Raw genomic sequence first — 24,185 nt, 5'->3', positions numbered from 1 at the left:
ACCGAGATGATTGTATTTACCGCGGCGGAAATCGCCGACTTAACCAACGGCCGGCTGGCCGCAGAACCGGGGATCACCCCCGGCTCCGTGGTGACCGACTCCCGGGAAGCCGCCCCGGGATCCCTCTACGTGGCCAAGCCGGGGGAGGCAGCCGACGGCCACGACTTCGTCGGTGCGGCCTTCGAACGCGGCGCCGTCCTGGCCCTGGTCGAGCACGACGTGGCCGACGACGCCGGGCGCAACTACCCCGCCGTCGTCGTCCAGGATTCGGTCCTCGCGATGGGCGCCCTCGCCGCGGAAGCCGTCCGGCGGATCCGTGCCGCACGCGCGGCCGACGGCGAGCCGCTGACGGTGATCGGCATCACCGGTTCGGCCGGAAAGACCACCACCAAGGATCTGCTGGCCGGAATCCTGGCCGCGGAAGGCCCGACCGTAGCCCCGCAGGGTTCCTACAACGGTGAAGTCGGCGTCCCGCTCACCGTTTTCAAAGCCGGCACGGACACCCGTTACCTCGTGATCGAGATGGGTGCCACCGGCGTCGGACACATCAGCTACCTCGCGGAGATGGTCCGCCCGGACATCGGTGTGGTACTCGGCGTCGGCACCGCCCACGCGGGTGAATTCGGCGGGGTGGAGAACATCGCCCGCGCCAAAGGCGAGCTCGTCGAAGCGCTGACCGCCGCCGGCACCGCCGTGCTCAACCTCGATGACGCCCGCGTCGCGGCCATGGCCGCCCGCACCGGCGCCACCGTGCTGGGCTACTCAGCCCAGCCTGCCCGCGGCGGCCAGTCCGGCAGAGCCGGTGCAGACAGCGCCGGTGCCCAAAAGGTCCGCGCCGAAGGCGTCGAACTTACCGCCGCCGGCCACCCCGAATTCGAACTCTTCCTGCCCGGTGAGAGCGCCGGACAGCACGTCACCGCCAAGCTGATCGGCGCACACCACATGGCCAACCTGCTGGCAGCCGCGGCAGCCGCCCACGCCGCCGGCGTGCCCGCCGCGCGGATCGCCTCCTCCCTCAGCAGCCAGGCGGCCGCCAGCCGCTGGCGGATGGAACGCACCGAACGGGCCGACGGCGTCACCGTCATCAACGATGCGTACAACGCCAACCCGGAATCGATGCGGGCCGCACTGCGGACCCTCGCCGACCTCGGACGCGGCCGCCGGACCTGGGCCGTGCTCGGAGCCATGCTCGAGCTGGGCCCGGACTCGATCCGCGAACACATGGCGGTGGGCACCCAGGTGGTCCGGCTCAACATCTCCCGGCTTGTGGTCGTGGGGCGCGAGGCCCGCTCGCTCTATGTCTCCGCCGTCAACGAGGGCTCCTGGGGCAACGAATGCGTCTTCGCCGAGACAGCGGAGGAGGCCTACGAACTGTTGCAGGCCGAGCTGGAACCCGGCGACCTCGTGCTGTTCAAATCGTCCAACAGCATCGGGCTGCGCCATCTGGGCGATCGGATAGCATTACCCCCACGGGCCCCCGGGACCGCTGCCGGTGCCGGTGGGGAAAAGGCCGCCGAAAGCGCTGCCGGAAATACTGCTGCCGGAAACGCCGCTGCAGGAACCGCCATCGAAGGAACCGCCACTGAAGGGAGTGCGCTGCTGTGATTGCACTGCTGATGGGGTCGGGAATGGCCCTGCTGTTCTCCTTCCTGGGCACCCCGCTCTTTATCCGTTTCCTGGTCCGGAAGAGCTACGGGCAGTTCATCCGGGATGACGGGCCCACCACACACCACACCAAGCGCGGCACCCCCACGATGGGCGGCACCGTGGTGGTCCTGGCGGTCGTCGCGAGCTACGGCATCACCCACCTTGTGATGTGGATGATGAACCCGGACTCGCCGGGCCCGACCGCCTCGGCCCTGCTGCTGCTGTTCCTTATGGTCGGGATGGGGCTCGTCGGCTTCCTGGACGACTTCATCAAGATTTCCAAGCAGCGCAGCCTGGGCCTGGACGCCAAGGCCAAACTGATCCTGCAGGCCGCGGTGGGCATCAGCTTCGCGGTCCTCGCGCTGTCTTTCCCGGACGAGAACGGTGTAACGCCCGCCTCGTACCAGATCTCACTGGTCCGTGACATCCCGTGGCTGAACCTTGCCTTCGCCGGTACCGTCGTCGGCGCCATTCTTTTTGTGCTGTGGTCGAACCTGATCATCACCGCCGCGACCAACGGTGTGAATCTCACGGACGGGCTCGACGGACTGGCCGCCGGCGCCGCCATCATGGTCTTCGGCGCGTACACCCTGATGGGGATCTGGCAGAGCAACCAGGCCTGCGGTTCGCCGCGGCAGACCGGCTCCGGCTGCTACACCGTCCGCGACCCGCTGGACCTTGCCCTGCTCGCCGCCATCCTCAGTGCGGCGCTGGTCGGCTTCCTGTGGTGGAACACCTCCCCGGCCAAGATCTTCATGGGCGACACCGGCTCACTGGCGATCGGCGGCGCCGTCGCCGGTTTCGCCATCCTGTCCCGGACCGAACTCCTGCTGGCCTTCATCGGCGGCCTCTTCGTCCTGATCACCCTCTCGGTGATCATCCAGGTCGGCTACTTCAAGATCACCAAGGGCAAACGGTTCTTCAAGATGGCCCCGCTCCAACACCACTTTGAACTCAAAGGCTGGGCCGAGGTCACCGTCGTCGTCCGGTTCTGGATCCTGTGCGGACTCTTCGTCGCCGCAGGGCTGGGCATCTTCTACGCCGAATGGGTGGTATTGCTATGACCGGTCCAATTCCCGCACCCCTGTCCACCTCGGCCCGGGTCCAGGACCTGGTCAGCTGGGACTCCGACTGGGCCGGACTGCGGGTTGTCGTGACCGGCATCGGGGTCTCCGGTTTCGCCGCCGCAGACACCCTCATCGAACTGGGCGCCCGCGTCATCGTGGTGGACGCCGCCACCGGCCCCAGGGCACAGGCCCAGGCGGACACGCTGCGGATCGTCGGGGCGGTCGAGGTCCTGCTGGGTGAGGATGCGGTGGCAGCCGTCCCCAAGATCGACGGCGCCAAGCCTGACCTGGTTGTCACCTCCCCGGGATGGCGGCCGGACCAGGCCCTGCTCGCGGCCGCGGCGAGGGCTCACATCCCGGTCTGGGGCGATGTCGAACTGGCCTGGCGGGTCCGCGAACGCGAAGGACGCAAGACCGCCGACTGGCTCACCATTACCGGCACGAACGGAAAGACCACCACCGTCGGGCTGACCGAATCGATGCTGCAGGCCGCAGGGCTCAAGGCCCTCGCCGTCGGCAACGTCGGCACCCCGATCCTTGACGCCCTGCGCGACCCGGTGGACTACGACGTCTTCGCCGTCGAACTCTCCAGCTTCCAGCTGCACTGGAGCCACTCCGTGTCCCCGGTCGCGAGTGTCTGCCTCAACGTTGCCGAGGACCACGTCGACTGGCACGGTTCCTACGCGTCCTACCTGGCGGACAAGGCCAAAATCTTCGAACACACCCAAAAGGCGTGCATCTACAACGCCGAACAGATCGAAACCGAACGCATGGTCGAGGACGCCGACGTCGTTGAGGGCTGCCGTGCGGTCGCGTTCACCACCGGCACGCCGGCGGTCAGCATGCTCGGCGTCGTTGAAGGGCTCCTGGTGGACCGGGCTTTCATCGCCGGTCGCAAGGACAGCGCCGCCGAACTGGCGTCCGTTTCGGACCTCGGGCCGGTGGCTCCGCGCCACATGGTGGCCAACGCCCTCGCGGCCGCGGCCCTGGTCCGGGCTTACGGGGTGGAACCGGCCGCGGTCCGCAAGGGCCTGCTGAACTACCTGCCCGGGGACCACCGCATCCAGCTCGTGGCCAGCCACAACGGCATCCTCTGGGTCAACGACTCCAAAGCCACGAACCCGCACGCCGCCGCGGCGTCCCTCTCCGCGTTCCAGGACGTTGTCTGGATAGCAGGCGGACTGTCCAAAGGCGTGAGCTATGACGCCCTGGTCCAGGAACATGCCCCGCGGCTGAAGGCCGTCGTCCTGATCGGGACTGACTCCGGTGATCTCCGCTCCGCGCTGCGGCGACACGCGCCGGATGTCCCCGTGATCGCTGCGGCTACGGGCGAAACTGAAGAGGTGCAGACTGCCGGAGCGGCCGACGCCGAAGCAGGCCCCTCGCCGATTTTCAGTGAGACTGTAATGGCCCGGGCCGTTGCGTCGGCGGCGCAGCTGGCCGCCTCCGGGGACACTGTGCTCCTGGCCCCGGCGGCTGCGTCCATGGATCAGTTCTCTTCCTACGCTCACCGCGGCGACGCCTTCATTGAAGCCGTCCGCGAGCTAGTGGAAGGGCAGGCTCAGACCAGCGAGGAGTAACAATGGTCAGCACGCCCACCCGTAACACCGCGACCGCACCGGCCGCGGGAAATCCGTCCGCCGCGAAGGCACCGGCAGCCAGCGCACCGGTGCCCCCGGCACGAACCGGCCTGCAATCGGCCGGACGGAAAGTCCGGGTCTGGTACGATGGATTCTGGTCCGCCCTCGAAGGGTCGGGCAAGTCCCGCAACGGCTCGACCTACTACCTGATCCTCGGCTCGACACTCGCGCTGACGGCAATCGGCATCCTGATGGTGCTCTCTGCCTCCAGTGTCGAGGCCATCGCCGCGGGGGAGTCGCCCTACACCGCCGCGCTCAAGCAGGGGATGTTCGCCGGGATCGGCCTTTTCGGCATGTTCCTGCTCTCCAGGGTCAATGTGGTCTGGCTCAAGCGCGGCGCCTGGATCGCCATCCTTGCGGCGTTCGTGCTGCTTGTGCTCGTGCTGCTCATCGGCCGCAGCGCGCTCGGCAACCAGAACTGGATCGACGTCGGCCCCTTCACCTTCCAGCCCTCCGAGGCGGCCAAACTTGCCCTTGCCCTGTGGATGGCCACCGTGCTGGACCGCAAGGCCAAGCTGCTGTCCCAGGCCAAGCACGCCCTGGTCCCGGTGGTGCTGCCCGGCGCCGCCGGAGTGATCACGCTCATCCTGATGGGCAACGACCTCGGCACCGCCATGATCGTCATGATGATCACGGCGGCGGCCCTGTTCTTCGCCGGGGTGCGGCTGTACCTGTTCGGCATCGCCGGGGTTGTCCTCGTCGCCGGCACCGTCGTCCTGGCCCTGACGAGCCCGAACCGGGTCTGCCGCATCCTGTCCTGGACAGGCCAGACCTGCGCGGACGGCTCGGACGTGAACTACCAGTCCACGAACGGCCTCTATGGCCTCGCCTCCGGCGGATGGTTCGGCGTGGGGCTCGGCCAGAGCCGGCAGAAGTACAGCTGGATCCCGGAAGCCCACAACGACTTCATCTTCGCCATCATCGGTGAGGAACTCGGACTGGTCGGAACCCTGGTGGTGCTGGTCCTTTTCGCCATCCTCGGTACCGCCATCTACCGGGTGGTTGTCGCGCAGAAGGCCATGTTCCACCGCGTCCTCGCCGGCACGATCATGGTGTGGCTGCTCGGCCAGGCGACGGTCAACATGGCCGTGGTCACCGGCCTGGCCCCGGTGGTCGGAATCCCGCTGCCGTTCATTTCCTACGGCGGCTCGGCACTGCTTATGTCGCTGTGTGCGATCGGCGTAGTCTTGTCACTGGCCCGGGCACAGATGGCACCCGGAATCCAACCGAAGCGGCTGTTCAGGTTCGGCCCGGCTTCACTGGCGGCGACGCTGCGCAAGCGCAGCGCAGCAGGTGGCCCAGCCAAGAAAACAGCCACAAACACGGCCAAGAAAACGGCCAAAAACACGGCTAAAAACACGGCCAAGAACGACGCAAAGACCGCGGCCGGCAGCAGAACCAAAGCTGCCACGGGTACGGCGCCCAGGGACGCCGCGGACCGGAAGACCGCCGCCAAAACCGCCCCCAGAACCCCAGCACCCGGAAACCCGGGCAGCAGAACCCCAGCACCCAGCCATCCGGCACGAAAGCGTAAATAGGCCTTTATGAACACCGAGTCGTCATTGTCCGTCGTCCTCGCCGGCGGCGGAACAGCCGGGCACATCAGCCCGCTCCTGGCCATCGCGAACGCACTCCGGGAGGCCCGCCCCGGGGTACGGCTCCTCGCGGTGGGAACACCTGCCGGGATGGAAGCCCGGCTGGTCCCCGCTGCCGGGCTGGACCTCGCCACGATCAGCCGGGTCCCCTTCCCGCGGCACCTGTCGCTGGAGGTGCTGCGGCTTCCCGGACGGCTGGCCGGAGCCGTGAAGCAGGCCGGTGCCATCCTCGACGAGGCCAGGGCCGACGTCCTGGTCGGCGTCGGAGGGTACGTCTGCACGCCGATGTACCTGGCCGCCTGGCGCCGGAAGATCCCCATCGTCATCCACGAGGCGAACACCCGCCCGGGGCTGGCGAACCGCGTGGGTGCACGGCTCGGCGGACACGTCGCCGTGGCCTTCGAAGCAACCCGGCTGGGCGCCGCCCGGCACGTCGGCATGCCGATGCGCCGGGAAATCTCCGGCCTGGACCGGAGGGCTGCCCGGAACGAGGCCCGCACAGCCCTGGGCCTGGACCCGCAGCGTCCGGCCCTGATCGTCACCGGAGGCTCCTCGGGCGCGCAGAGCATCAACCGAACCATCGCCGCGTCGGCAGGACTCCTCGCCGAAGCCGGCATCCAGACCCTGCACCTCACCGGACGCGGCAAGGCCGTCCACGACGCCGACGGCAGGCTGCTCGAGGCCCCCGGCTACCAGCAGCGCGAGTACGTTGACGGCATGGAAACCATCTACGCCGCGGCCGATCTGCTGCTGGCCCGCTCCGGCGCCGCCACGGTCTGCGAGGTCGCCGCCGTCGGGCTTCCCGCCGTCTTCGTTCCGCTGCCCATCGGCAACGGCGAGCAGGCGCTGAACGCCGCCGGACTCGTCGCGGCCGGCGGCGCCCTGATTGTGGACGACAGCACGTTTTCAGCCGAGTGGGTCCGGGGGAACATCATCCCGCTGCTGCGGGATCCGGACCGCCTCGCCGGGATGGCGGCCAGCGCCGAACAGCTCGGCATCCGGGACGCCGCCGAGCGGATGGCCGCTCTCGTCCTGGAAACGGCTTCGTCTTCGGCGGCAAAGCCCGTGAAGCAACACAGCAGGAAGCGGTAGTGGAAATGACCCAGCCCGAAGCCCCGAACACATCCACCCCTACCAGCACCGGGCAATCCCTCGGCCGGGTGCACTTCATCGGCATCGGCGGCGTGGGAATGTCCGCCGTCGCCCGCATCCTGGTGGCCCGCGGCCTGCCGGTCAGCGGCTCCGATGCCAAGGACCTGCCGGTCATGGCCGACCTGGCAGCCGCCGGCGCCCGGATCTGTGTCGGCTACGACGCCGCCAACCTGGGAGACGCCCAAAGCGTAGTCGCCGGCTCCGCCATCCGCCCGGACAACCCCGAGCTGGCGGCGGCCCGGGCGGCCGGACTCCCCGTGCTCCACCGCTCGGAGGCGCTGGCGGCCGCCATGGCCCACGACACCGCCGTCACCGTGGCCGGCACGCACGGCAAGTCCACCACGACGTCGATGATCACTGTCCTGCTGCAGCGTGCGGGGCTTGACCCGTCCTTCGCCATCGGCGCGAACGTCCCGGCGCTGGGCGTCAACGCGGCCAGCGGCAGCACGCCGATTTTCGTCGCGGAAGCCGACGAATCAGACGGTTCCTTCCTCAACTACCGCCCGCAGATCGCCGTCGTGACCAACGTTGAACCGGACCACCTCGACTACTACGGCACCGCCGAGGCCGTCTACGCCTCCTTCGACCGGTTCACCGCCCTGCTTCCGCACGACGGTGTGCTGGTGGCCTGCGCGGACGACCCCGGAGCCAGGGCCCTGGCCATGCGGACGCTCGAGCGCGGCAACACCCGCGTTGTGCTCTACGGCACCGGCGATGACGCACAGATCGTGCTGCACGACGGCGGCCCGGGGGACGTCTCGATCACCACCCCGGCCGGACGCTTCGCGCTCGAGCTGCACGTGCCCGGGCGCCACAATGCGCTGAACGCGGCGGCCGCTTTCGCCGTCGCCCTGGAACTCGGCGTCGACCCCGCCGTGGCCGCCGACGCGCTGGCACACTTCACCGGGGCGTCCCGGCGCTTCGAGTTCAAGGGCTCCGGCCATGGCGTCCGGGTCTACGACGACTACGCCCACCACCCCACGGAGGTGCGCGCCGCCCTGTCCGCTGCACGGTCGGTGGCCGGCGGCCACAAATTGCACGTCCTCTTCCAGCCGCACCTGTTCTCGCGCACCCGCGAATTCGCCGCGGAGTTCGCCGCGGCGTTGAACGCCGCCGACACGGCACTGGTCCTGGACATCTATCCGGCCCGCGAAGACCCGATTCCGGGCGTCAGCAGCCGGCTGATCGCCGCTCACCTGGGTCCCGGCGGGCGTCTCGTCGGGCCGGGCCGGGAGGCTGTGCAGTCCGTGGTGTCCGCGGCCGCGCCCGGGGACATCGTGCTCACCGTCGGAGCCGGCGACGTCACGGCCTACGGCCCGCTGATCGTTGCTGCCCTGAACGACGGGGTCCCCGGTGCCTAGCACCCGGCGGCCCAGCTACCGGACCGGCGGGCCCCGGCAGTCCCCGGCCCGCGGGAACCCGGCGGCCTCCGATGTCATCTCCGCGTCCAAGGACGGCGGCACTACCGGCACCGGCACCGGCGCCGCAGGCGTCAAGACACCGGCACCCGAAACCCCGGCGGCCCGGGACAATGTGCTGTCCTTTCCCGAACCCAAGGCCAAGCGCCGCCGGCGCATCCGGCTGGGCCTCATCGGATCCCTGGCCGTGCTGGTCGCGGGGATCATCGCCGCGGCGGTCTACTCGCCCGCCCTGGCAGTGCAGACGGTCACCGTGGAAGGCACCAAACTTCTCACCGCTGACCAGGTCCGGTCGGCCCTTGCTCCGCTGCAGGGCAAACCGCTGCCCCAGATCAGCGACGGCGACGTCACGGCCCTGCTGCAGCCACTGGTCCAGGTCAAGGAAGTCAGCACCCAGGCCCGCCCGCCCTCGACGCTGCTGGTCAGGGTGACCGAACGCGTGCCGGTGGCTCTGGTGAAGCAGGGCGACGCACACCAGCTGGTCGACGTCGACGGCGTGAAGCTCAGCGATACCGCGGACCCGGCGTCGACGCTGCTTCCGGTCATTGACGGCGGCGGCGGCACCCTGCCCCAGGACCTGTTCCATGCCATCACCGGGGTGCTGGGGGCGCTGCCTGCCGATGTGCTTGCCAGGCTCTCCAATGCCTCGGCCAAATCCGTGGATGCCGTGGAGCTCAAGCTGGTGGACGGCCAGACGATCGTCTGGGGCAACGCGGGGGAGAAAGAGCTTAAGGCCAAGGTCCTGGCCGCCCTGTTGAAGGCCCCCGTGGACCCGAAAAACCCGGTCCGGATCTATGATGTCAGCGTGCCCCGGCACCCGGTCACCCGATAGCCGTCAATCACTTGGCCGGGAGCCATTTTGCCGGTAATACCGCGACACGCGGGCCCGGTAATTGAATGTCATCTACATAGGAAATAGCGTCACTGCATGAGTTACTTGACATAACTATAACCTTCAAGTCGAAGGTTAGGGTTCAAACCTTCAAGCCCGACTCCATCAGTTTCGCAACAGAACACGAACAAGGGACACGTAACGTGGCAGCTCCGCAGAATTACTTGGCCGTCATCAAGGTCGTCGGCATCGGCGGCGGTGGCGTGAACGCAGTCAACCGCATGATCGAGGTGGGTCTTCGCGGCGTCGAATTCATCGCGGTCAACACCGATGCCCAGGCATTGTTGATGAGCGATGCAGACGTCAAGCTCGACATCGGGCGTGAGCTGACGCGCGGGCTGGGAGCCGGTGCGAACCCGGAGGTCGGCAGGCAGGCAGCCGAGGACCACGCCGAGGAAATCGAAGAGGTCATCCGCGGCGCTGACATGGTCTTCGTCACCGCCGGCGAAGGCGGCGGCACCGGAACCGGCGGCGCGCCCGTCGTCGCCCGGATCGCCCGCTCGCTCGGTGCCCTGACCATCGGCGTCGTCACCCGCCCGTTCACCTTCGAGGGCCGCCGCCGTGCAGGCTCCGCCGAGGCCGGCATCGACGCCCTGCGCGACGAAGTCGACACGCTGATCGTCATCCCGAACGACCGCCTGCTGTCCATCAGTGACCGCAACGTCTCCGTCCTGGACGCCTTCCGCTCCGCCGACCAGGTCCTGCTGTCCGGTGTCCAGGGCATCACCGACCTGATCACCACCCCCGGCCTGATCAACCTCGACTTCGCCGACGTCAAGTCCGTTATGCAGGGCGCAGGTTCGGCGCTGATGGGCATCGGTTCGGCACGTGGCGAAGACCGCGCCGTCAAGGCCGCCGAACTGGCGATCGCCTCCCCGCTGCTTGAGGCGTCGATCGACGGGGCCCACGGCGTCTTGCTCTCCATCCAGGGCGGCTCGGATCTGGGACTCTTCGAAATCAACGAGGCGGCCCGTCTGGTCCAGGAAGTCGCCCACCCCGAGGCGAACATCATCTTCGGCGCGGTCATCGACGACGCCCTCGGCGATGAAGCCCGCGTGACGGTCATTGCAGCCGGCTTCGACGACGTCAAGGCCACCTCGCCGTCCATGGACCAGTCCCTTCCGCAGTCGGCGCCACAGCGCCCGGCGGCGCCGGCAGCTGCCCCCGCACCGGTCCAGGCTCCGGCCTCGGCCCAGGTCCAGCCGCTGCACGCCACGGTCGGTGCTTCCGGGTACGGCGGCTGGGGCCAGCAGCGCCCGTCAGCAGTCCCGGCCGACTCAGGCTTCGACGTCGACCTGCCCTCGGTGGTGGAACCGGACCTCTCCGGCCGCCACTCCGACGACCTGGATGTCCCTGACTTCCTCAAGTAGATCCGGAAGCACCATGGCACTGCCGGATGGCAGTGCCATGGTGCTTTCTCGTAGGATCGAAGTTCTGCAAACAAGTTTGGCGGTGTTCTGAGTGTTCTCCTGGCGGGCGGAAGTCCGGCCCGGCGTCTGGGTGGCCTTCACCGACGCCGCCGCCGGCAACCTGGCGCTCCATACCGGCGACGACCCGGCCAGCGTCCGGCTCCGGCGCGGCGCCCTCGAGGCGGCCGTGGGGCTCGGCGGCAGGCGCTTCCAGTACATGAACCAGGTCCACGGCAATGCGGTAGCCGGCATCGGCGCCGCGTCGGCCGGCAATCCGCTGGCCGAGGCCGGCGGCGCCCCGACCGCCGATGCGATGGTGTCCCTGGGTGAAGCCCTGGCCGTGATGGTGGCCGATTGTGTGCCGATCATCCTGGTGGGGGACCGGGCCGCGGGGGAGGCTCCCGTTCTCGGTGTTGTGCACGCCGGGCGCCCGGGCGTTGCGTCCGGCGTCGTCCCGGCGGCAGTGGACCGCATGCGCGGACTTGGCGCTGCGGGGCTCAGCGCCTGGATTGGCCCGTCCGTCTGCGGGGGATGCTACGAGGTCCCCGAGGCGATGCGCGCGGACGTGTCCGCTCGGGTGCCCGCCGCCTGGTGCACCACCTCCCGGGGCACCCCGGGCCTGGACCTGCCCGCCGCCGTCCGCAGCCAGCTGCAGGACGCGGGTGTCCGGGTCGAGTACTCCGGCAACTGCACCCTGGAAGACGAAAGCCTATTCTCCTACCGCCGTGACCGGCAAACCGGCCGGTTCGCCGGACTGGTGTGGACGGTGGCCGGGATGGCCGGTGGACGGTCCGGTGAATGAGCAGATGAACGAGCAGGAACCCGCCGACGGGCAGCCCGATCCCCGGCTGGAACAGCTCCGGGAACGGCTCGCCGCCGTCCAGCGGCGCATCAACGGCGCCGTCGCGGCCGCCGGACGGCAGGAACTACCGCCCCGGCTGATCGTGGTGACCAAATTCCACCCCGCCGCCGATGTCCGGAGGCTCGCCCTCCTTGGCGTCACAGACGTCGGGGAGAACCGGGACCAGGAGGCCGCGGAGAAGGCCGGTGCACTGGGAAGTCTGGGGCTCCGCTGGCACTTCGTCGGCCAACTCCAGAGCAACAAAGCCAAGTCGGTCGTGAAGTACGCCGATGCCGTTCACTCCGTGGACCGGCTCCAGCTGGCCGGCGCCCTGGCCAAAGCCATGGCCGCCGAACAGGAACGCACCGGACGTGCACCGCTGGACTGCTTCATCCAGGTCAGCCTGGACGAGGACGCAGGCGGCAGCCGGGGTGGTGCCCTTCCGGCGGACGTCCCGGCGCTGGCCGGGCAGTTGGCCGAATCGGCCGGACTCCGGCTGGCCGGCCTGATGGCCGTAGCCCCCTTGGGTGCCGACCCGGCCCCGGCATTTGAGAAGCTCGCGGAGCTTTCCGGCCGTCTCACCGCCGACCATCCCGGGGCCACGGGCATTTCCGCCGGCATGAGCCAGGACCTGGAACAGGCCATCCGGTTCGGGGCGACACACCTTCGCATTGGTTCCGATATTCTCGGTCCGCGTCCGGCGTTGCGGTAGGTTCAACGTATTGGAAGGTAATGGCGGGGATTCCAAGGCTGCTTAGTCATTGATCGGCCCGCTGACGGACACGATTAGGAGTCGACCATGGCCGGCGCTCTGCGCAAGACAATGATCTATCTTGGGCTCGCCGATGGCGACGAACAGTACGAGTCCGAGCACCAAACATCGCACAAGGATGAGGACGATTCCATGGAGCATGACCGCGAGGAACGCCGTGCACCGGCGCCCGTCCGCGAGGCCCCCAGGGAAGATCCCTACGCCGCTGAAGAGGAATATCGCGCACCTGTGACACCCATCAAGCGAGCGGCATCAAGCCGCGAAGAGCACACCGGACTCCGCCAGATCACCACGATCCACCCGCGGTCCTACAACGATGCCAAGCTCATTGGCGAAAGCTTCCGTGACGGAATCCCCGTCATCATGAACGTCACGGACATGGGTGAGGCGGACGCAAAGCGGCTCGTGGACTTCTCAGCCGGGCTGGTCTTTGGTCTTCGAGGCAGCATCGAACGGGTGACGAACAAGGTCTTCCTGCTGTCGCCGTCGTACGTTGAAGTCATCGGCGATGACAAGAAGATCAGCGAGACCCAGGCGGCCTTCTTCAACCAGAGCTAGTCGACAATTTTTGCAAGGATGCCAGACCGGGACACCCGCTCTGGCATCCTTGCTGAATTATCCGTGTTGAAATAGAGGCGTAACTATCAAGAGGACACTGCGGTATCCGGAATGAACACGGAGATATGAGTTAGCTCATGGGAATTGTTTTCGGACTTGTCTATATCGCTTTGCTGTTGTTCTTAGTTGCCCTCATCATCCGGCTGGTCTTCGACTGGGTGCAGATGTTCGCACGCGGTTGGCGTCCGCGCGGCGCGGCCCTCGTCACGGCCCACGCTGTGTATTCAGTCACAGACCGGCCCATCAAACTGCTCCGGCGGCTCATCCCGCCGCTGCGGCTCGGGGGAATTTCACTGGATCTCGGCTTCCTTCTGCTGTTCGTGGCAGTCACGATCGCCATGTCGGTGGCCAAGTCGCTGGCGATTTCCCAGTCGATCTCGGCGTAGTGGGGCGGCGGCTCTGTCCGTGGCCCGAAACAGTTAGAAACTCTGGTTTGACACTGCGGTGTTGAATTAGAGGAACCAGACCATATTTAGGTACCGTAGTTTTGACGGCCGGAAGGCCTACTGACTAACTAGACCAACGAGGTGACCAGATGGCTTTGACGCCAGAAGACGTTGTCAACAAGCGCTTTCAGCCGACCAAGTTCCGCGAAGGATACGACCAGGATGAAGTTGATGACTTCCTGGACGAAATCGTCGTCGAACTGCGACGCCTGAACCAGGAGAACGACGAGCTGCGCAAGAAGCTCGCCGAACTGGGCGCCGGCACGCCTGCCAGCTCCGCCGCCGCGGCGCCCGTCGTGGAAAAGGTTCCGGCGCCCGTCAAGGCCGACAAGGACGACCGCGCCAAGGCAGAAGCCGAGGCCAAGGCTGCTGAAGCCGCCAAGGCCGCCGAAGTTGCCAAGAAGAAGGAAACGGAGCAGGCAGCTGCCCCGGCACGCGCCGCCGCGACCCCGGCAGCCGAGTCCGCCGCAGGCCTGCTCGCCATGGCGCAGCAGATGCACGACAAGCACGTCGCGGACGGCCAGCAGCAGCGCGACAAGATCATCGCCGAAGCGCAGATCGAGGCCAGCAGCCTCGTCAACGACGCCCAGGAGAAGTCCCGCAAGATCCTCGGTGCCCTGGAGCAGCAGCGCTCCGTGCTGGAACGCAAGGTCGAGCAGCTCCGCGGCTTCGAGCGCGACTACCGTTCACGCCTGAAGGCCTACATCGAAGGCCAGCTGCGCGATCTGGATGCCCGCGGCTCCGTGGCGGCCCCCGAGGTCGAAGCCACCAGCTAGGCATTAAGCAAGTATTCTGAAAGCCGGTGGCTGAGGATTCCTCGGCCGCCGGCTTTTGTCATTAACCGCGGGTCCGCCGGCGGCCGTGACCTGAGCACCCAGCACCCAGTCGCCGCACTGGCTCGTCAACGAAAGTCCTATGACAGACGCACCCTCACCCGATGCCACCCAGCCCGCTGAGTTCGGCCAGGCAGAGCCCGTTGAGCCCGCCCGGACAGAGCCCGTTGAGCCCGCCCGGACAGAGCCCGGTGAGCCCGCCCGGACGGAGCCCGCGGAGTCCGGCCAGGCCGAGCCCGCCCGGCCGCGGCCGCCGCGGGTGCTGCTGCTCGCCGTCTTCTTCGGCCTGGCGGCGTTCGCGTACGTCTTTGACCAGCTGACGAAACTCTGGGTTACGAGCACCATGACCGAGGGGGAGCGGATCCCCGTGTTCCCCCCGCTGCTGCACTGGTACTACATCCGAAACTCCGGCGCAGCCTTCTCGATCGGCGAAAACGTCACCTGGGTGTTCACCATCATCATGACCGCCGTCTCGATCGCCATCCTGCTGCAACTGCGGAAACTGGGCTCGCTCTGGTGGGCCCTGGCGCTCGGCCTGCTGCTCGGCGGCGCGCTGGGCAACCTCACGGACCGGCTGTTCCGCGAGCCCTCCTTCGCGATGGGCCATGTCGTGGACTTCATCCAGCTCCCCAACTTCGCGATCTTCAACATCGCCGACTCTGCCGTCGTGTCCTCCGTCGTGATCATCTGCCTGCTCACGCTGCGCGGGATCTCCCTGGACGGCACGCGCCTGACGAAAGACACCGTCAAACATGACTCCTAAGGACCCTGCACCCGGCCACACGACCCCGGATGACGCGATGCCGGAGGACCTGATGTCAGGCGGTGTGCTGCCGGAGGACATCCTGCCCGAAGACAAGGTCCCGGACGACCTGGACGACGTCGACGAGTCAGCCGCCATGGGCGGGGAGCCGGCCGCCGCTGCGTCATCGTTCCGCTTCGTGGTCCCGGATGAGCTCGCGGGGACCCGTGTGGACGCCGGACTGGCGAAGCTTATGGACATCTCCCGCTCACAGGCCGCCGCGCTGATCGCCGAGGGCAACGTCCTCAGCAGGAACAGAACTGTCGGAAAATCGCTCAAGCTTGCCCCCGGCGCCGTGCTCGACGTCGTCGTCCCGGAACGCCGGGACCCCCTGGAAATCGTGGAGGAAGTCGTGGAAGGCCTGAAAATCTTGCTGGACGATGACGAGTTTGTGGTCATCGACAAACCGGTCGGTGTGGCGGCCCACCCCTCGCCGGGCTGGGTGGGACCCACCGTCGTCGGCGGGCTCGCCGGCCTCGGCTACCGGATCTCCACCTCCGGTTCACAGGAGCGCGCAGGCATCGTCCACCGGCTCGACGTCGGAACCTCCGGGGTGATGGTGGTCGCCAAGACGGAGCGGGCCTACACGGCGCTCAAGCGGGCCTTCAAGGAACGCACCGTGGACAAGGTGTACCACGCCGTCGTCCAGGGCCTGCCGGACCCGCTGGCCGGGACCATTGACGCGCCGATCGGCCGCCATCCGGGCCACGACTGGCGGTTCGCGGTGATCGAGGACGGCCGTGACTCCATCACGCACTACGAGGTCCTCGAGGCGTTCGGGAAGGCGTCGCTGGTGGAAGTGCACCTTGAGACCGGCCGCACCCACCAGATCCGGGTCCACTTCTCGGCCCTGCGCCATCCCTGCGCCGGTGACCTGACCTATGGCGCGGACCCGCGGCTCGCCGCCACCCTGGGGCTCACCCGGCAGTGGCTGCACGCCCGGCAGCTGTCCTTCGACCATCCCCGGACGGGTGAGAAGGTCACCGTCACCAGCGAGTACCCGCAGGATCTGCGCTACGCGCTGGAGGTCCTGGAGTCCGGACAGGCCTGACCGGTCTGACCGGCCTGATGTGCCGCCCGATTGGACCTGTCCAATCGGCGGCCGGCCGGAGTGCCGCGTAGGAAGGTCGGTGCGCGGCACTAGAATGGTTCGGTGACTTCCAGCAATGACTCGTTTGTCCATCTCCACAACCACACCGAGTACTCGATGCTGGACGGCGCCGCCCGGCTCAGTGAACTGTTCGACGAAACCGAGCGGCTCGGCATGCCGGCCCTCGCCACCACAGACCACGGCTACCTGTTCGGCGCCTTCGATTTCTGGAAGCGGGCCACGGACCAGGGCATCAAGCCGATCATCGGCGTCGAGGCTTATGTGACTCCCGGGACCGCCCGCACGGATAAGACCCGTGTCCGCTGGGGCGAGGAGAACCAGCGCAAGGACGACATCTCCGGCGGCGGCGCTTACACCCACATGACCCTGCTCAGCTACAACAATGTGGGCATGCGGAACCTGTTCCGGGCCTCCTCGCTCGCCTCATTGGACTCGGTCTTCGGCAAATGGCCCCGGCTGGACCGCGACCTGCTGAACACCTACTCCGAAGGGCTGATCGCCACGACCGGCTGCCCGTCCGGGGAGGTCCAGACCCGGCTCCGGCTCGGCCAGTACCGGGAGGCCGTGGAGGCGGCCGCCGAGTTCCGCGATATCTTCGGCGCCGAGAACTACTTCTGCGAACTCATGGACCATGGCCTGGACATCGAGCGGCGCGTCACCGGGGACCTGCTGCGGCTGGCCAAGGAATTGAACCTGCCCCTGGTGGCCACCAATGACCTGCACTACACGCACGAGCACGACGCGAAGGCGCACGAGGCCCTGTTGGCCATCCAATCCGGTTCCACCCTCCTGGAGCCGACGTACGACAACGGCGGCTCGCGTTTCGCCTTCTCCGGCAGCGGGTACTACCTGAAGTCACCGCAGGAAATGCGGGAGCTGTTCCGCGACCACCCGGAGGCATGCGACAACACGCTTCTGATCGCCGAGCGCTGCGAGGTTTCATTCAACACCGGCGCCAACTACATGCCCCGGTTCCCCTGCCCGGAGGGGGAGGACGAAACGTCCTGGCTGGTCAAGGAAGTCGACAAGGGACTTCGTTACCGCTACCCCCAGGGCATTCCGGACAAGGTCCGCACCCAGGCTGACTATGAGCTCGGCGTCATCACTTCCATGGGTTTCCCGGGCTACTTCCTGGTGGTGGCCGACTTCATCAACTGGGCCAAGAACAACGGCATTCGGGTCGGTCCCGGACGTGGCTCGGGCGCCGGCTCCATGGTGGCGTATGCCATGCGCATCACCGACCTCGATCCGCTGCACCACGGCCTGATCTTCGAGCGTTTCCTCAACCCGGACCGCGTCTCCATGCCTGACTTCGACGTCGACTTCGATGACCGGCGCCGCTCCGAGGTGATCGACTACGTCACGCGCAAATACGGTGACGAACGCGTCGCGATGATCGTCACCTACGGCACCATCAAGACCAAGCAGGCCCTCAAGGACTCATCGCGCGTGCTGGGCTACCCGTTCAGCATGGGCGAACAGCTGACCAAGGCGCTGCCGCCGGCCGTGATGGCCAAGGACATCCCGCTGGCCGACATCCAGAACAAGGACTCCAAGCGCTACAGCGAGGCCGCGGACTTCCGCCAGCTGATCGCCACGGACCCCGAAGCCGCCAAGGTGTTCGAGACAGCGCTCGGCATCGAGGGCCTGAAACGCCAGTGGGGTGTCCACGCGGCCGGCGTCATTATGTCCTCCGACCCCATCATTGACGTCATCCCGGTCATGCGCCGCTTCCAGGACGGCCAGGTCATCACGCAGTTCGATTACCCGACGTCCGAGGGCCTCGGCCTGATCAAGATGGACTTCCTGGGCCTGCGGAACCTGACGATCATTTCCGACGCCCTGGAAAACATCAAAATGAACCGCGGCGAGGACCTCGACCTGGAGGCCCTGGCGCTGGACGACGTGGCGTCCTACGAGCTGCTGGCCCGCGGCGACACCCTCGGCGTGTTCCAGCTCGACGGCGGCCCGATGCGGTCCCTGCTCAAGCTGATGAAGCCTGACAACTTCGAAGACATCTCCGCCGTCCTGGCGCTCTACCGGCCCGGACCGATGGGTGCCAACGCGCACACCGACTACGCCCTGCGCAAGAACAAAATCCAGGACGTCATCCCGATCCACCCGGAGCTTGAGGAGCCGCTCTCCGAGATCCTCGGTGGCACGTACGGCCTGATCGTGTACCAGGAGCAGGTTATGGCCGTGGCGCAAAAGCTCGCAGGCTACACTCTGGGCCAGGCCGACATCCTGCGCCGCGCGATGGGCAAAAAGAAGAAATCGGAGCTGGACAAGCAGTTCGCCGGTTTCTCGCAGGGCATGCAGGACAACGGCTACTCGATGGCCGCGGTCAAGACCCTCTGGGACATCCTGCTGCCTTTCTCCGACTACGCCTTCAACAAGGCGCACTCGGCCGCGTACGGCGTGATCTCCTACTGGACCGCGTACCTGAAGGCGCACTACGCGCCGGAGTACATGGCCGCCCTGCTGACCAGCGTCGGCGACGACAAGGACAAATCGGCGATCTACCTCAACGAATGCCGGCGGATGGGCATCACCGTGCTGCCGCCGGACGTCAACGAGTCAGCGCTGAACTTCACCCCGGTCGGAACCGACATCCGCTTCGGCATGGGCGCCATCCGCAACGTCGGCGTCAACGCCGTCGAGGCCATGGTCGTCGCGCGCGAAAAGGAAGGCGCGTACACGTCGTTCAAGGACTACCTGGTGAAAGTCCCGGCCGTGGTGTGCAACAAGCGCACCATCGAGTCGCTGATCAAGGCCGGCGCCTTCGACTCGCTCAATCACCACCGGCGCGCCCTGGCCATGATCCACGAAGAAGCCATCGACTCCGTCATCACCCTCAAGCGCAACGAGGCGATCGGCCAGTTCGACCTTTTCGCCGGGTTCGACGAGGCCGAATCCGAGGCCTCCCTCAGCATCGAAATCCCGGACCTGCCCGAATGGGAGAAAAAGGACAAACTCTCCTTCGAACGGGACATGCTGGGCCTGTACGTCTCGGACCATCCGCTGCAGGGCCTGGAAGGGGTCCTGAGCCAGCACGCCGACCAGTCCATCACCTCGCTCATCGCCGAGGACGGCCCGCACGACGGCGCCATCGTCACCATCGCGGGCATGATCACCTCGCTGAGCCGGCGGATCGCCAAAGCCAGCGGCAACGCCTACGCCCGTGCCGAGATCGAGGACCTCGGCGGTTCCGTCGAGGTCATGTTCTTCGGCCAGGTCTACGGACCCATCGCCTCGGTGCTGGCAGAGGACCTGATCGTCGTCGTCAAGGGACGGCTGCAGCGCCGTGATGACGGCGCCGTCGCGCTGAACTGCATGGAACTCTCCGTCCCTGACCTCAGCGAGGGCCTGAACGGCCCGCTGGTGATCACCATGCAGACCCACAAGGCGACCGAAGCCGTCGTAACCGAGCTCGGCGACGTGCTGCGGACGCACCGCGGCAAGTCCGAGGTCCGGCTGCACCTGCAGGGCGACTCCCGCATGGAGATCATGGGCCTGCCCGTCCACCTGCGGGTGAACCCCAGCCCCTCATTGTTCGGGGACCTGAAGGTGCTCCTCGGCCCGACCTGCCTGGACAACTAGCCGGGCGGGGCCGGGGCCGCAGCTGCCCGGGGTTCGGCGTCAGATCCCGGGTTCGGCGTCAGCTGCCCCGGTGAGGGTTCAGATCTCGTAGTCCAGCGGCACGGGCTGGCCGTAGGAGCCCGAGTGGTACAGCAGGGGAGCGCCGTCCGCGCCCACGGCGCCCTCGAGGACCTCGACCACCACCACGGCGTTGTTCTCGAACGAGAGCCGCATCTGGACCTTCCCGATCAGCCAGCCGGCGACGTCCTTCAGGATCGGCACCTCATGCGGTCCGAGCGCCCAGTGATCGCCCTCGAATCGGTTGCTGGTCCGGGCAAACCGGTCGGCAAGCTCCTGGTTGTCCAGCCCCAGCATGTGCACCCCGATGAAGGTGGTGTTGGCCACCGCCGGCCAGGAGCTGGACGTGCGGGCCATGTTGAAGGTGAACCGGGGCGGCTTCGCCGAGAGCGAGGCCACAGACGTCGCCGTGAAGCCGACGGGGACGCCGTTGAAGTTGGCGGTGATGATGGCCACGCCAGCCGCATGCCGGCGGAACATCTCCCTGAAGGTTCCTTCGAAGGCTTGATCCTCTGTGGCCACTGCGATCCCAACTCCCTGCTGCACGTCTCTGATAGTCCTACCCTGTCAGCGTATTGCGCCTTGGATCGGGCGCGGTATTTGTTTACCCCCAGGCGTCATGTGGAACGTCATCCGGGGACCCGCGGCGTTATGCGCCCGGCCGGCCGAAAGCTTGTTAAGGTATGTTGCATGACGCATCCCGCAGTGCACGGCCAGTTCCAGCAGGATGCCCGGCAGGCCGGCCTGCCGGAACCCGAACCCGAGCCCGCTGCCGCCCGCGCCACTGCGTGGCGGAAGGCGGCTGTCATCGCCGCCGCCGGCGTTCCGCTCGGGTTGCTGTGGTGGCTGCTCGCGCCCTCCGGGCTGAATCTTCTCTCCGGCAACCCGGAACTGCGCAGCGGCGGCAACACGGAAGGGTGGCTGCCGCGGGACCTGGTGCTGGCCGGCCTGTTCCTGCTCGGCGGCTGCATTTCGGGGGCGGTCGCCTCCGGCAGCAAGCACGGCGGGCCGTCCGGCCGGGACGTTCTCCTGGCCGTGGGTGCAGGTGCCCTGGGCGCTCTTGCAGCCTGGGGGACCGGCGTTGTGTGTGGGCTGTGGTGGGGCCTGCCGGAGGACACATCGGCCAGCGCGAGTATTGCCTTTTCCTTACGCTCCTTCGCGGTCCTGGCGATCTGGCCGGGCGCCGCGGCGCTGGCCATCTTCCTGAACACCGTCTTCGCCCCGCCGGCGGCCGGCCCCGAATTACCGGCCACGAAGTAACAGGAAACGTGACCCGCCCGGGCGGCACGTAAAATAGGAGGGTGACCCTTTCAGCTGACAGCCCTGCGCCCGCCGCCCCTGCGCCCCCGGTTCCCGGCGGCCTCGATTTCCGCACCGTTGACCTGCGCGGCCAGCGGCTGACGCTCGCCGGTCTCCGCGCGACGGTGCCCCGGGCCCAGGCCGGCGCCATGGCCGATGCCGAGCAGAAAGTCCGGGACATCATCGACGCCGTCCGCTCCCGGGGTTTCGAGGCGCTCAGCGAGCTGGCCCGCACCTTCGACGGCGTGGAGCAGTCGCACCCGCGCGTCCCCGCCGAAGCGCTGACGGACGCCCTGGCCGGACTCGATCCTGCCGTACGGGCGGCCCTGGAAGAATCCATCCGGCGCGCCCGGCGGTTTGCCGACGCCCAGCGCCCGGCGGACACCGACGTCGAGTTCGGCGAAGGCGCTGTCGTCAGCCAGAACTGGGTTCCGGTGGCGCGCGTGGGCCTCTACGTCCCGGGCGGGCTGGCGGTCTACCCGTCCTCCGTGATCATGAACGTTGTCCCGGCCCTCGCGGCCGGCGTCGAATCCATCGCCCTGGCCTCCCCGCCGCAGAAGGACTTCGGCGGACTGCCGCACCCCACCATCCTGGCCGCCGCCTGCCTGCTCGGGATCGAGGAGGTCTACGCGATCGGCGGCGCCCAGGCCATCGCGGCTTTCGCGTACGGCATCCCCGCCTCGGGGGAAGCCGCGGGACTGGACCCGGTCGACGTCGTCACCGGCCCCGGCAACGTTTTCGTCGCCACGGCGAAGCGCCTGGTCAAGGGCGTTGTGGGCATTGACTCCGAGGCCGGCACCACCGAGATTGCCATCCTCGCCGACGCCACGGCGCAGCCGGCCCTGGTCGCGGCCGACCTGATCAGCCAGGCCGAGCACGACCCCAAGGCCGCGTCCGTACTGATTACCGACTCCGAGGACCTCGCCGCCGCCGTCCGGGTGGAACTGGACCGCCAGGCGGCAGCGACGAAGCACAGTGCGCGGGTCCGCGAGGCGCTCTCCGGGCCGCAGTCCGGCGTCGTCCTGGTGGACACCCTCGAGCAGGGCATCGCCGCGTGCAACGCCTACGCAGCCGAACACCTGGAAATCATGACGGCGGACGCTGCCGCCGTGGCGGGCCGGATCCGCAGCGCCGGGGCGATCTTCGTGGGGGACTACAGCCCGGTCAGCCTGGGCGACTACTGCGCCGGTTCCAACCACGTGCTGCCGACCAGCGGCACTGCAGCGTTTTCCTCCGGACTGAACGTGACGACGTTCCTGCGCGCCATCCAGGTCGTCAACTATTCGCGCGCGGCCCTGAAGGAAGTCAGCGGGCACATCCTGAGCCTGTCCGGGGCGGAGGACCTTCCGGCGCACGGCGAAGCCGTCGCCGCCCGGTTCGCCGAAGGCTCCTGACCACAACATGTAGTAATTACAGGCTTGTTATTCGCCTATATCTAGTCGTAAACTGATTTCGGAGCCAACCGCTCCGACGGACCGCTGGTGTTCTCCGGCGTTCGCCCGCCAGCCTGCCGACAGGGGAGGAAACGACATGTACTGCCCGTTCTGCCGCAACCCTGACTCCCGCGTGGTGGACAGCCGGATGGCCGATGACGGCTCAGCCATCAGGCGCCGCCGGCAGTGCCCGGAGTGCGGCCGGCGCTTCACCACCGTCGAAACCACCAGCCTCACCGTGATCAAGCGGTCCGGCGTCGGCGAGCCCTTCAGCCGCAGCAAGGTCATCAACGGCGTGCGCAAGGCCTGCCAGGGCCGTCCCGTCACCGAGGACGATCTGGCCATGCTTGCCCAGGAAGTCGAAGAGACCATCCGGGCCTCCGGCGCCGCGGAAATCGACGCCCATGAGGTTGGCCTGGCCATCCTCAATCCGCTCCAGAAACTGGACGAGGTCGCCTACCTGCGCTTCGCCAGCGTCTACCAGGCCTTCGAATCACTCGAGGATTTCGAGGCGGCCATTTCGCTGCTGCGGCACGAGGCCGAGACCACGGGGCGCGACGGCACGAGCCAGCAGAAGAGCCCGCTCTAGCAGCGTTCATCGGCGCCGGACTTACAGACTCCGGTGGTGGCAGCGGAGGGGAAGCCGCGGCCACCACCGGCACCAACCAAAATGAGCTATCACTCCGGGTTGTTCCCAACGTTCGGAACGGCCCGGAGTGATAGCTCAGGTGTGCTACTTGGTCAGTTTGTGCTTCAGGGCGATCTCCAGGGCAGCGCCGACGATGCCGGCCTCGTTCTTCAGTTCCGCCGGGACGATCGGTGTGCGCAGCTGCAGCCGCGGCAGGTATTCGTCCGCGCGCTTGGAGATGCCGCCGCCGACGATGAACAGTTCCGGCGAGAAGAGGAACTCCACGTGGGAGAAGTACCGCTGCAGCAGTACGCTGTACTCTTCCCAGCTCAGACCGTCCCGTTCGCGGGCCACGGCGGAGGCTTTGCTCTCGGCGTCGAATCCGTCGATCTCCAAGTGACCGAGCTCGGCATTGGGGACGAGCTTGCCGTCGAAGATGAAGGCGGAACCGATCCCCGTGCCGAGCGTGATGACCAGCACCGTCCCTTTCACGGATTCGCCGGCACCGAAGCGCGCCTCGGCGAGGCCGGCGGCGTCGGCGTCGTTGATGACCTCCACCGGGCGGCCGAGACGGGCGGTGAGGAGGGCATCGACGTCCATTTCGAGCCAGGATTTGTCCACGTTGGCGGCGGAGTGGACCACGCCGTGCTGGATGATGCCGGGGAACGTGACACCCACTGGCGAGTCGGGGGCCGGTGCGTCCAACCGGGCGGACAGTTCGGCGACCACCTGGGCCACCACTTCCGCCACGGACTCGGGAGTGGAGGGCTGCGGAGTGGGGATGCGGACGCGGGTACCGATCAGCTTGCCCTTTTTCAGGTCGACGATTCCGCCCTTGATCCCGGTGCCGCCGATGTCGATGCCAATCAGCGGGGTCTTCTTCTTCGACTTCTCGTCCTTGGTGGCCAATGCGGTTCCGTTCGTG

The 24,185-nt window shown here is 67.5% G+C and carries 20 protein-coding genes and 1 pseudogene; 19 read left to right on the top strand and 2 right to left on the bottom strand.

All coding sequences use genetic code 11. From position 1 onward, the window contains the following. Nucleotides 1-6: 6 nt before the first annotated feature. The 16 genes and pseudogenes from AC50X9_RS15865 to dnaE all read left to right on the top strand — a co-directional run bounded on the left by AC50X9_RS15865 (nucleotide 7) and on the right by dnaE (nucleotide 19,843). Nucleotides 7-1,605: a UDP-N-acetylmuramoyl-tripeptide--D-alanyl-D-alanine ligase gene (locus tag AC50X9_RS15865; RefSeq protein WP_494894881.1), complete on the top strand. Its 1,599-nt coding sequence runs from the start codon at nucleotides 7-9 to the stop codon at nucleotides 1,603-1,605. Next, nucleotides 1,602-2,711 carry a phospho-N-acetylmuramoyl-pentapeptide-transferase gene (mraY, locus tag AC50X9_RS15860; protein ID WP_494894879.1) on the top strand — a complete coding sequence of 370 codons (1,110 nt, stop codon included), beginning with the start codon at nucleotides 1,602-1,604 and terminating at the stop codon, nucleotides 2,709-2,711. The genes AC50X9_RS15865 and mraY overlap by 4 nt, the downstream gene beginning before the upstream one ends. Beyond that, entirely contained in the window at nucleotides 2,708-4,294 is a 1,587-nt protein-coding gene (gene murD, locus AC50X9_RS15855) for a UDP-N-acetylmuramoyl-L-alanine--D-glutamate ligase (RefSeq protein ID WP_494894877.1), read from the top strand. The genes mraY and murD overlap by 4 nt, the downstream gene beginning before the upstream one ends. A 2-nt stretch (nucleotides 4,295-4,296) precedes the next feature. Continuing rightward, nucleotides 4,297-5,607: pseudogene (gene ftsW / locus AC50X9_RS15850) on the top strand (putative lipid II flippase FtsW); the annotation flags it as partial. A 291-nt stretch (nucleotides 5,608-5,898) separates the two neighbouring features. Then, nucleotides 5,899-7,041 (top strand): undecaprenyldiphospho-muramoylpentapeptide beta-N-acetylglucosaminyltransferase, encoded by a 1,143-nt coding sequence (gene murG / locus AC50X9_RS15845; protein WP_494894875.1) that lies wholly within the window; start codon nucleotides 5,899-5,901, stop codon nucleotides 7,039-7,041. Nucleotides 7,042-7,046: 5 nt separating this feature from the next. Then, nucleotides 7,047-8,462: a UDP-N-acetylmuramate--L-alanine ligase gene (gene murC, locus AC50X9_RS15840; protein ID WP_494894984.1), complete on the top strand. Its 1,416-nt coding sequence runs from the start codon at nucleotides 7,047-7,049 to the stop codon at nucleotides 8,460-8,462. Further along, a complete protein-coding gene (locus AC50X9_RS15835; protein WP_494894872.1) occupies nucleotides 8,455-9,351 on the top strand; it encodes a cell division protein FtsQ/DivIB in 897 nt (298 codons plus the stop codon). Before murC ends, AC50X9_RS15835 begins: the two co-directional genes overlap by 8 nt. A 203-nt stretch (nucleotides 9,352-9,554) precedes the next feature. Then, complete coding sequence (gene ftsZ, locus AC50X9_RS15830; RefSeq protein WP_494894870.1) at nucleotides 9,555-10,781, top strand: cell division protein FtsZ; 1,227 nt, start codon at nucleotides 9,555-9,557, stop codon at nucleotides 10,779-10,781. Nucleotides 10,782-10,872: 91 nt separating this feature from the next. Then, nucleotides 10,873-11,622 carry a purine nucleoside phosphorylase YfiH/LACC1 family protein gene (locus AC50X9_RS15825; protein WP_494894868.1) on the top strand — a complete coding sequence of 250 codons (750 nt, stop codon included), beginning with the start codon at nucleotides 10,873-10,875 and terminating at the stop codon, nucleotides 11,620-11,622. A 4-nt stretch (nucleotides 11,623-11,626) separates the two neighbouring features. Continuing rightward, entirely contained in the window at nucleotides 11,627-12,373 is a 747-nt protein-coding gene (locus AC50X9_RS15820) for a YggS family pyridoxal phosphate-dependent enzyme (protein ID WP_494894865.1), read from the top strand. Nucleotides 12,374-12,460: 87 nt separating this feature from the next. Next, nucleotides 12,461-12,991, top strand: coding sequence for a cell division protein SepF (locus tag AC50X9_RS15815; protein ID WP_494894861.1), 531 nt, complete (start codon nucleotides 12,461-12,463; stop codon nucleotides 12,989-12,991). A 137-nt stretch (nucleotides 12,992-13,128) separates the two neighbouring features. Then, entirely contained in the window at nucleotides 13,129-13,437 is a 309-nt protein-coding gene (locus AC50X9_RS15810; protein ID WP_494894858.1) for a YggT family protein, read from the top strand. A gap of 149 nt (nucleotides 13,438-13,586) precedes the next feature. Further along, a complete protein-coding gene (locus AC50X9_RS15805) occupies nucleotides 13,587-14,273 on the top strand; it encodes a DivIVA domain-containing protein (protein ID WP_494894856.1) in 687 nt (228 codons plus the stop codon). A gap of 139 nt (nucleotides 14,274-14,412) precedes the next feature. Next, nucleotides 14,413-15,093, top strand: a complete 681-nt coding sequence (gene lspA, locus AC50X9_RS15800; protein WP_494894854.1) for a signal peptidase II — start codon at nucleotides 14,413-14,415, stop codon at nucleotides 15,091-15,093. Nucleotides 15,094-15,229: 136 nt separating this feature from the next. Continuing rightward, nucleotides 15,230-16,183 (top strand): RluA family pseudouridine synthase, encoded by a 954-nt coding sequence (locus AC50X9_RS15795; protein ID WP_494894982.1) that lies wholly within the window; start codon nucleotides 15,230-15,232, stop codon nucleotides 16,181-16,183. A 102-nt stretch (nucleotides 16,184-16,285) separates the two neighbouring features. Beyond that, nucleotides 16,286-19,843, top strand: a complete 3,558-nt coding sequence (dnaE, locus tag AC50X9_RS15790; RefSeq protein WP_494894852.1) for a DNA polymerase III subunit alpha — start codon at nucleotides 16,286-16,288, stop codon at nucleotides 19,841-19,843. A 78-nt stretch (nucleotides 19,844-19,921) separates the two neighbouring features. Here dnaE and AC50X9_RS15785 read toward each other — a convergent pair whose 3' ends face one another. Beyond that, nucleotides 19,922-20,380: a flavin reductase family protein gene (locus AC50X9_RS15785; RefSeq protein WP_494894980.1), complete on the bottom strand. Its 459-nt coding sequence runs from the start codon at nucleotides 20,378-20,380 to the stop codon at nucleotides 19,922-19,924. Nucleotides 20,381-20,590: 210 nt separating this feature from the next. On the opposite strand from AC50X9_RS15785, the gene AC50X9_RS15780 reads away from it, so the two are divergent. The 3 genes from AC50X9_RS15780 to nrdR all read left to right on the top strand — a co-directional run bounded on the left by AC50X9_RS15780 (nucleotide 20,591) and on the right by nrdR (nucleotide 23,221). After that, nucleotides 20,591-21,160 carry a hypothetical protein gene (locus AC50X9_RS15780; RefSeq protein WP_494894850.1) on the top strand — a complete coding sequence of 190 codons (570 nt, stop codon included), beginning with the start codon at nucleotides 20,591-20,593 and terminating at the stop codon, nucleotides 21,158-21,160. Nucleotides 21,161-21,201: 41 nt separating this feature from the next. Next, nucleotides 21,202-22,593, top strand: a complete 1,392-nt coding sequence (gene hisD, locus AC50X9_RS15775; protein ID WP_494894848.1) for a histidinol dehydrogenase — start codon at nucleotides 21,202-21,204, stop codon at nucleotides 22,591-22,593. Nucleotides 22,594-22,729: 136 nt separating this feature from the next. After that, a complete protein-coding gene (gene nrdR, locus AC50X9_RS15770; RefSeq protein ID WP_494894846.1) occupies nucleotides 22,730-23,221 on the top strand; it encodes a transcriptional regulator NrdR in 492 nt (163 codons plus the stop codon). Nucleotides 23,222-23,365: 144 nt separating this feature from the next. Here nrdR and ppgK read toward each other — a convergent pair whose 3' ends face one another. Then, a complete protein-coding gene (gene ppgK, locus AC50X9_RS15765) occupies nucleotides 23,366-24,169 on the bottom strand; it encodes a polyphosphate--glucose phosphotransferase (RefSeq protein WP_494894844.1) in 804 nt (267 codons plus the stop codon). Nucleotides 24,170-24,185 lie beyond the last annotated feature (16 nt).

The sequence above is a fragment of the Pseudarthrobacter sp. HLT1-3 genome, assembly GCF_059383535.1.
The sequence above is the reverse complement of the archived record's forward strand: the minus strand, read 5'-3'. Positions and strand labels throughout refer to the sequence as shown.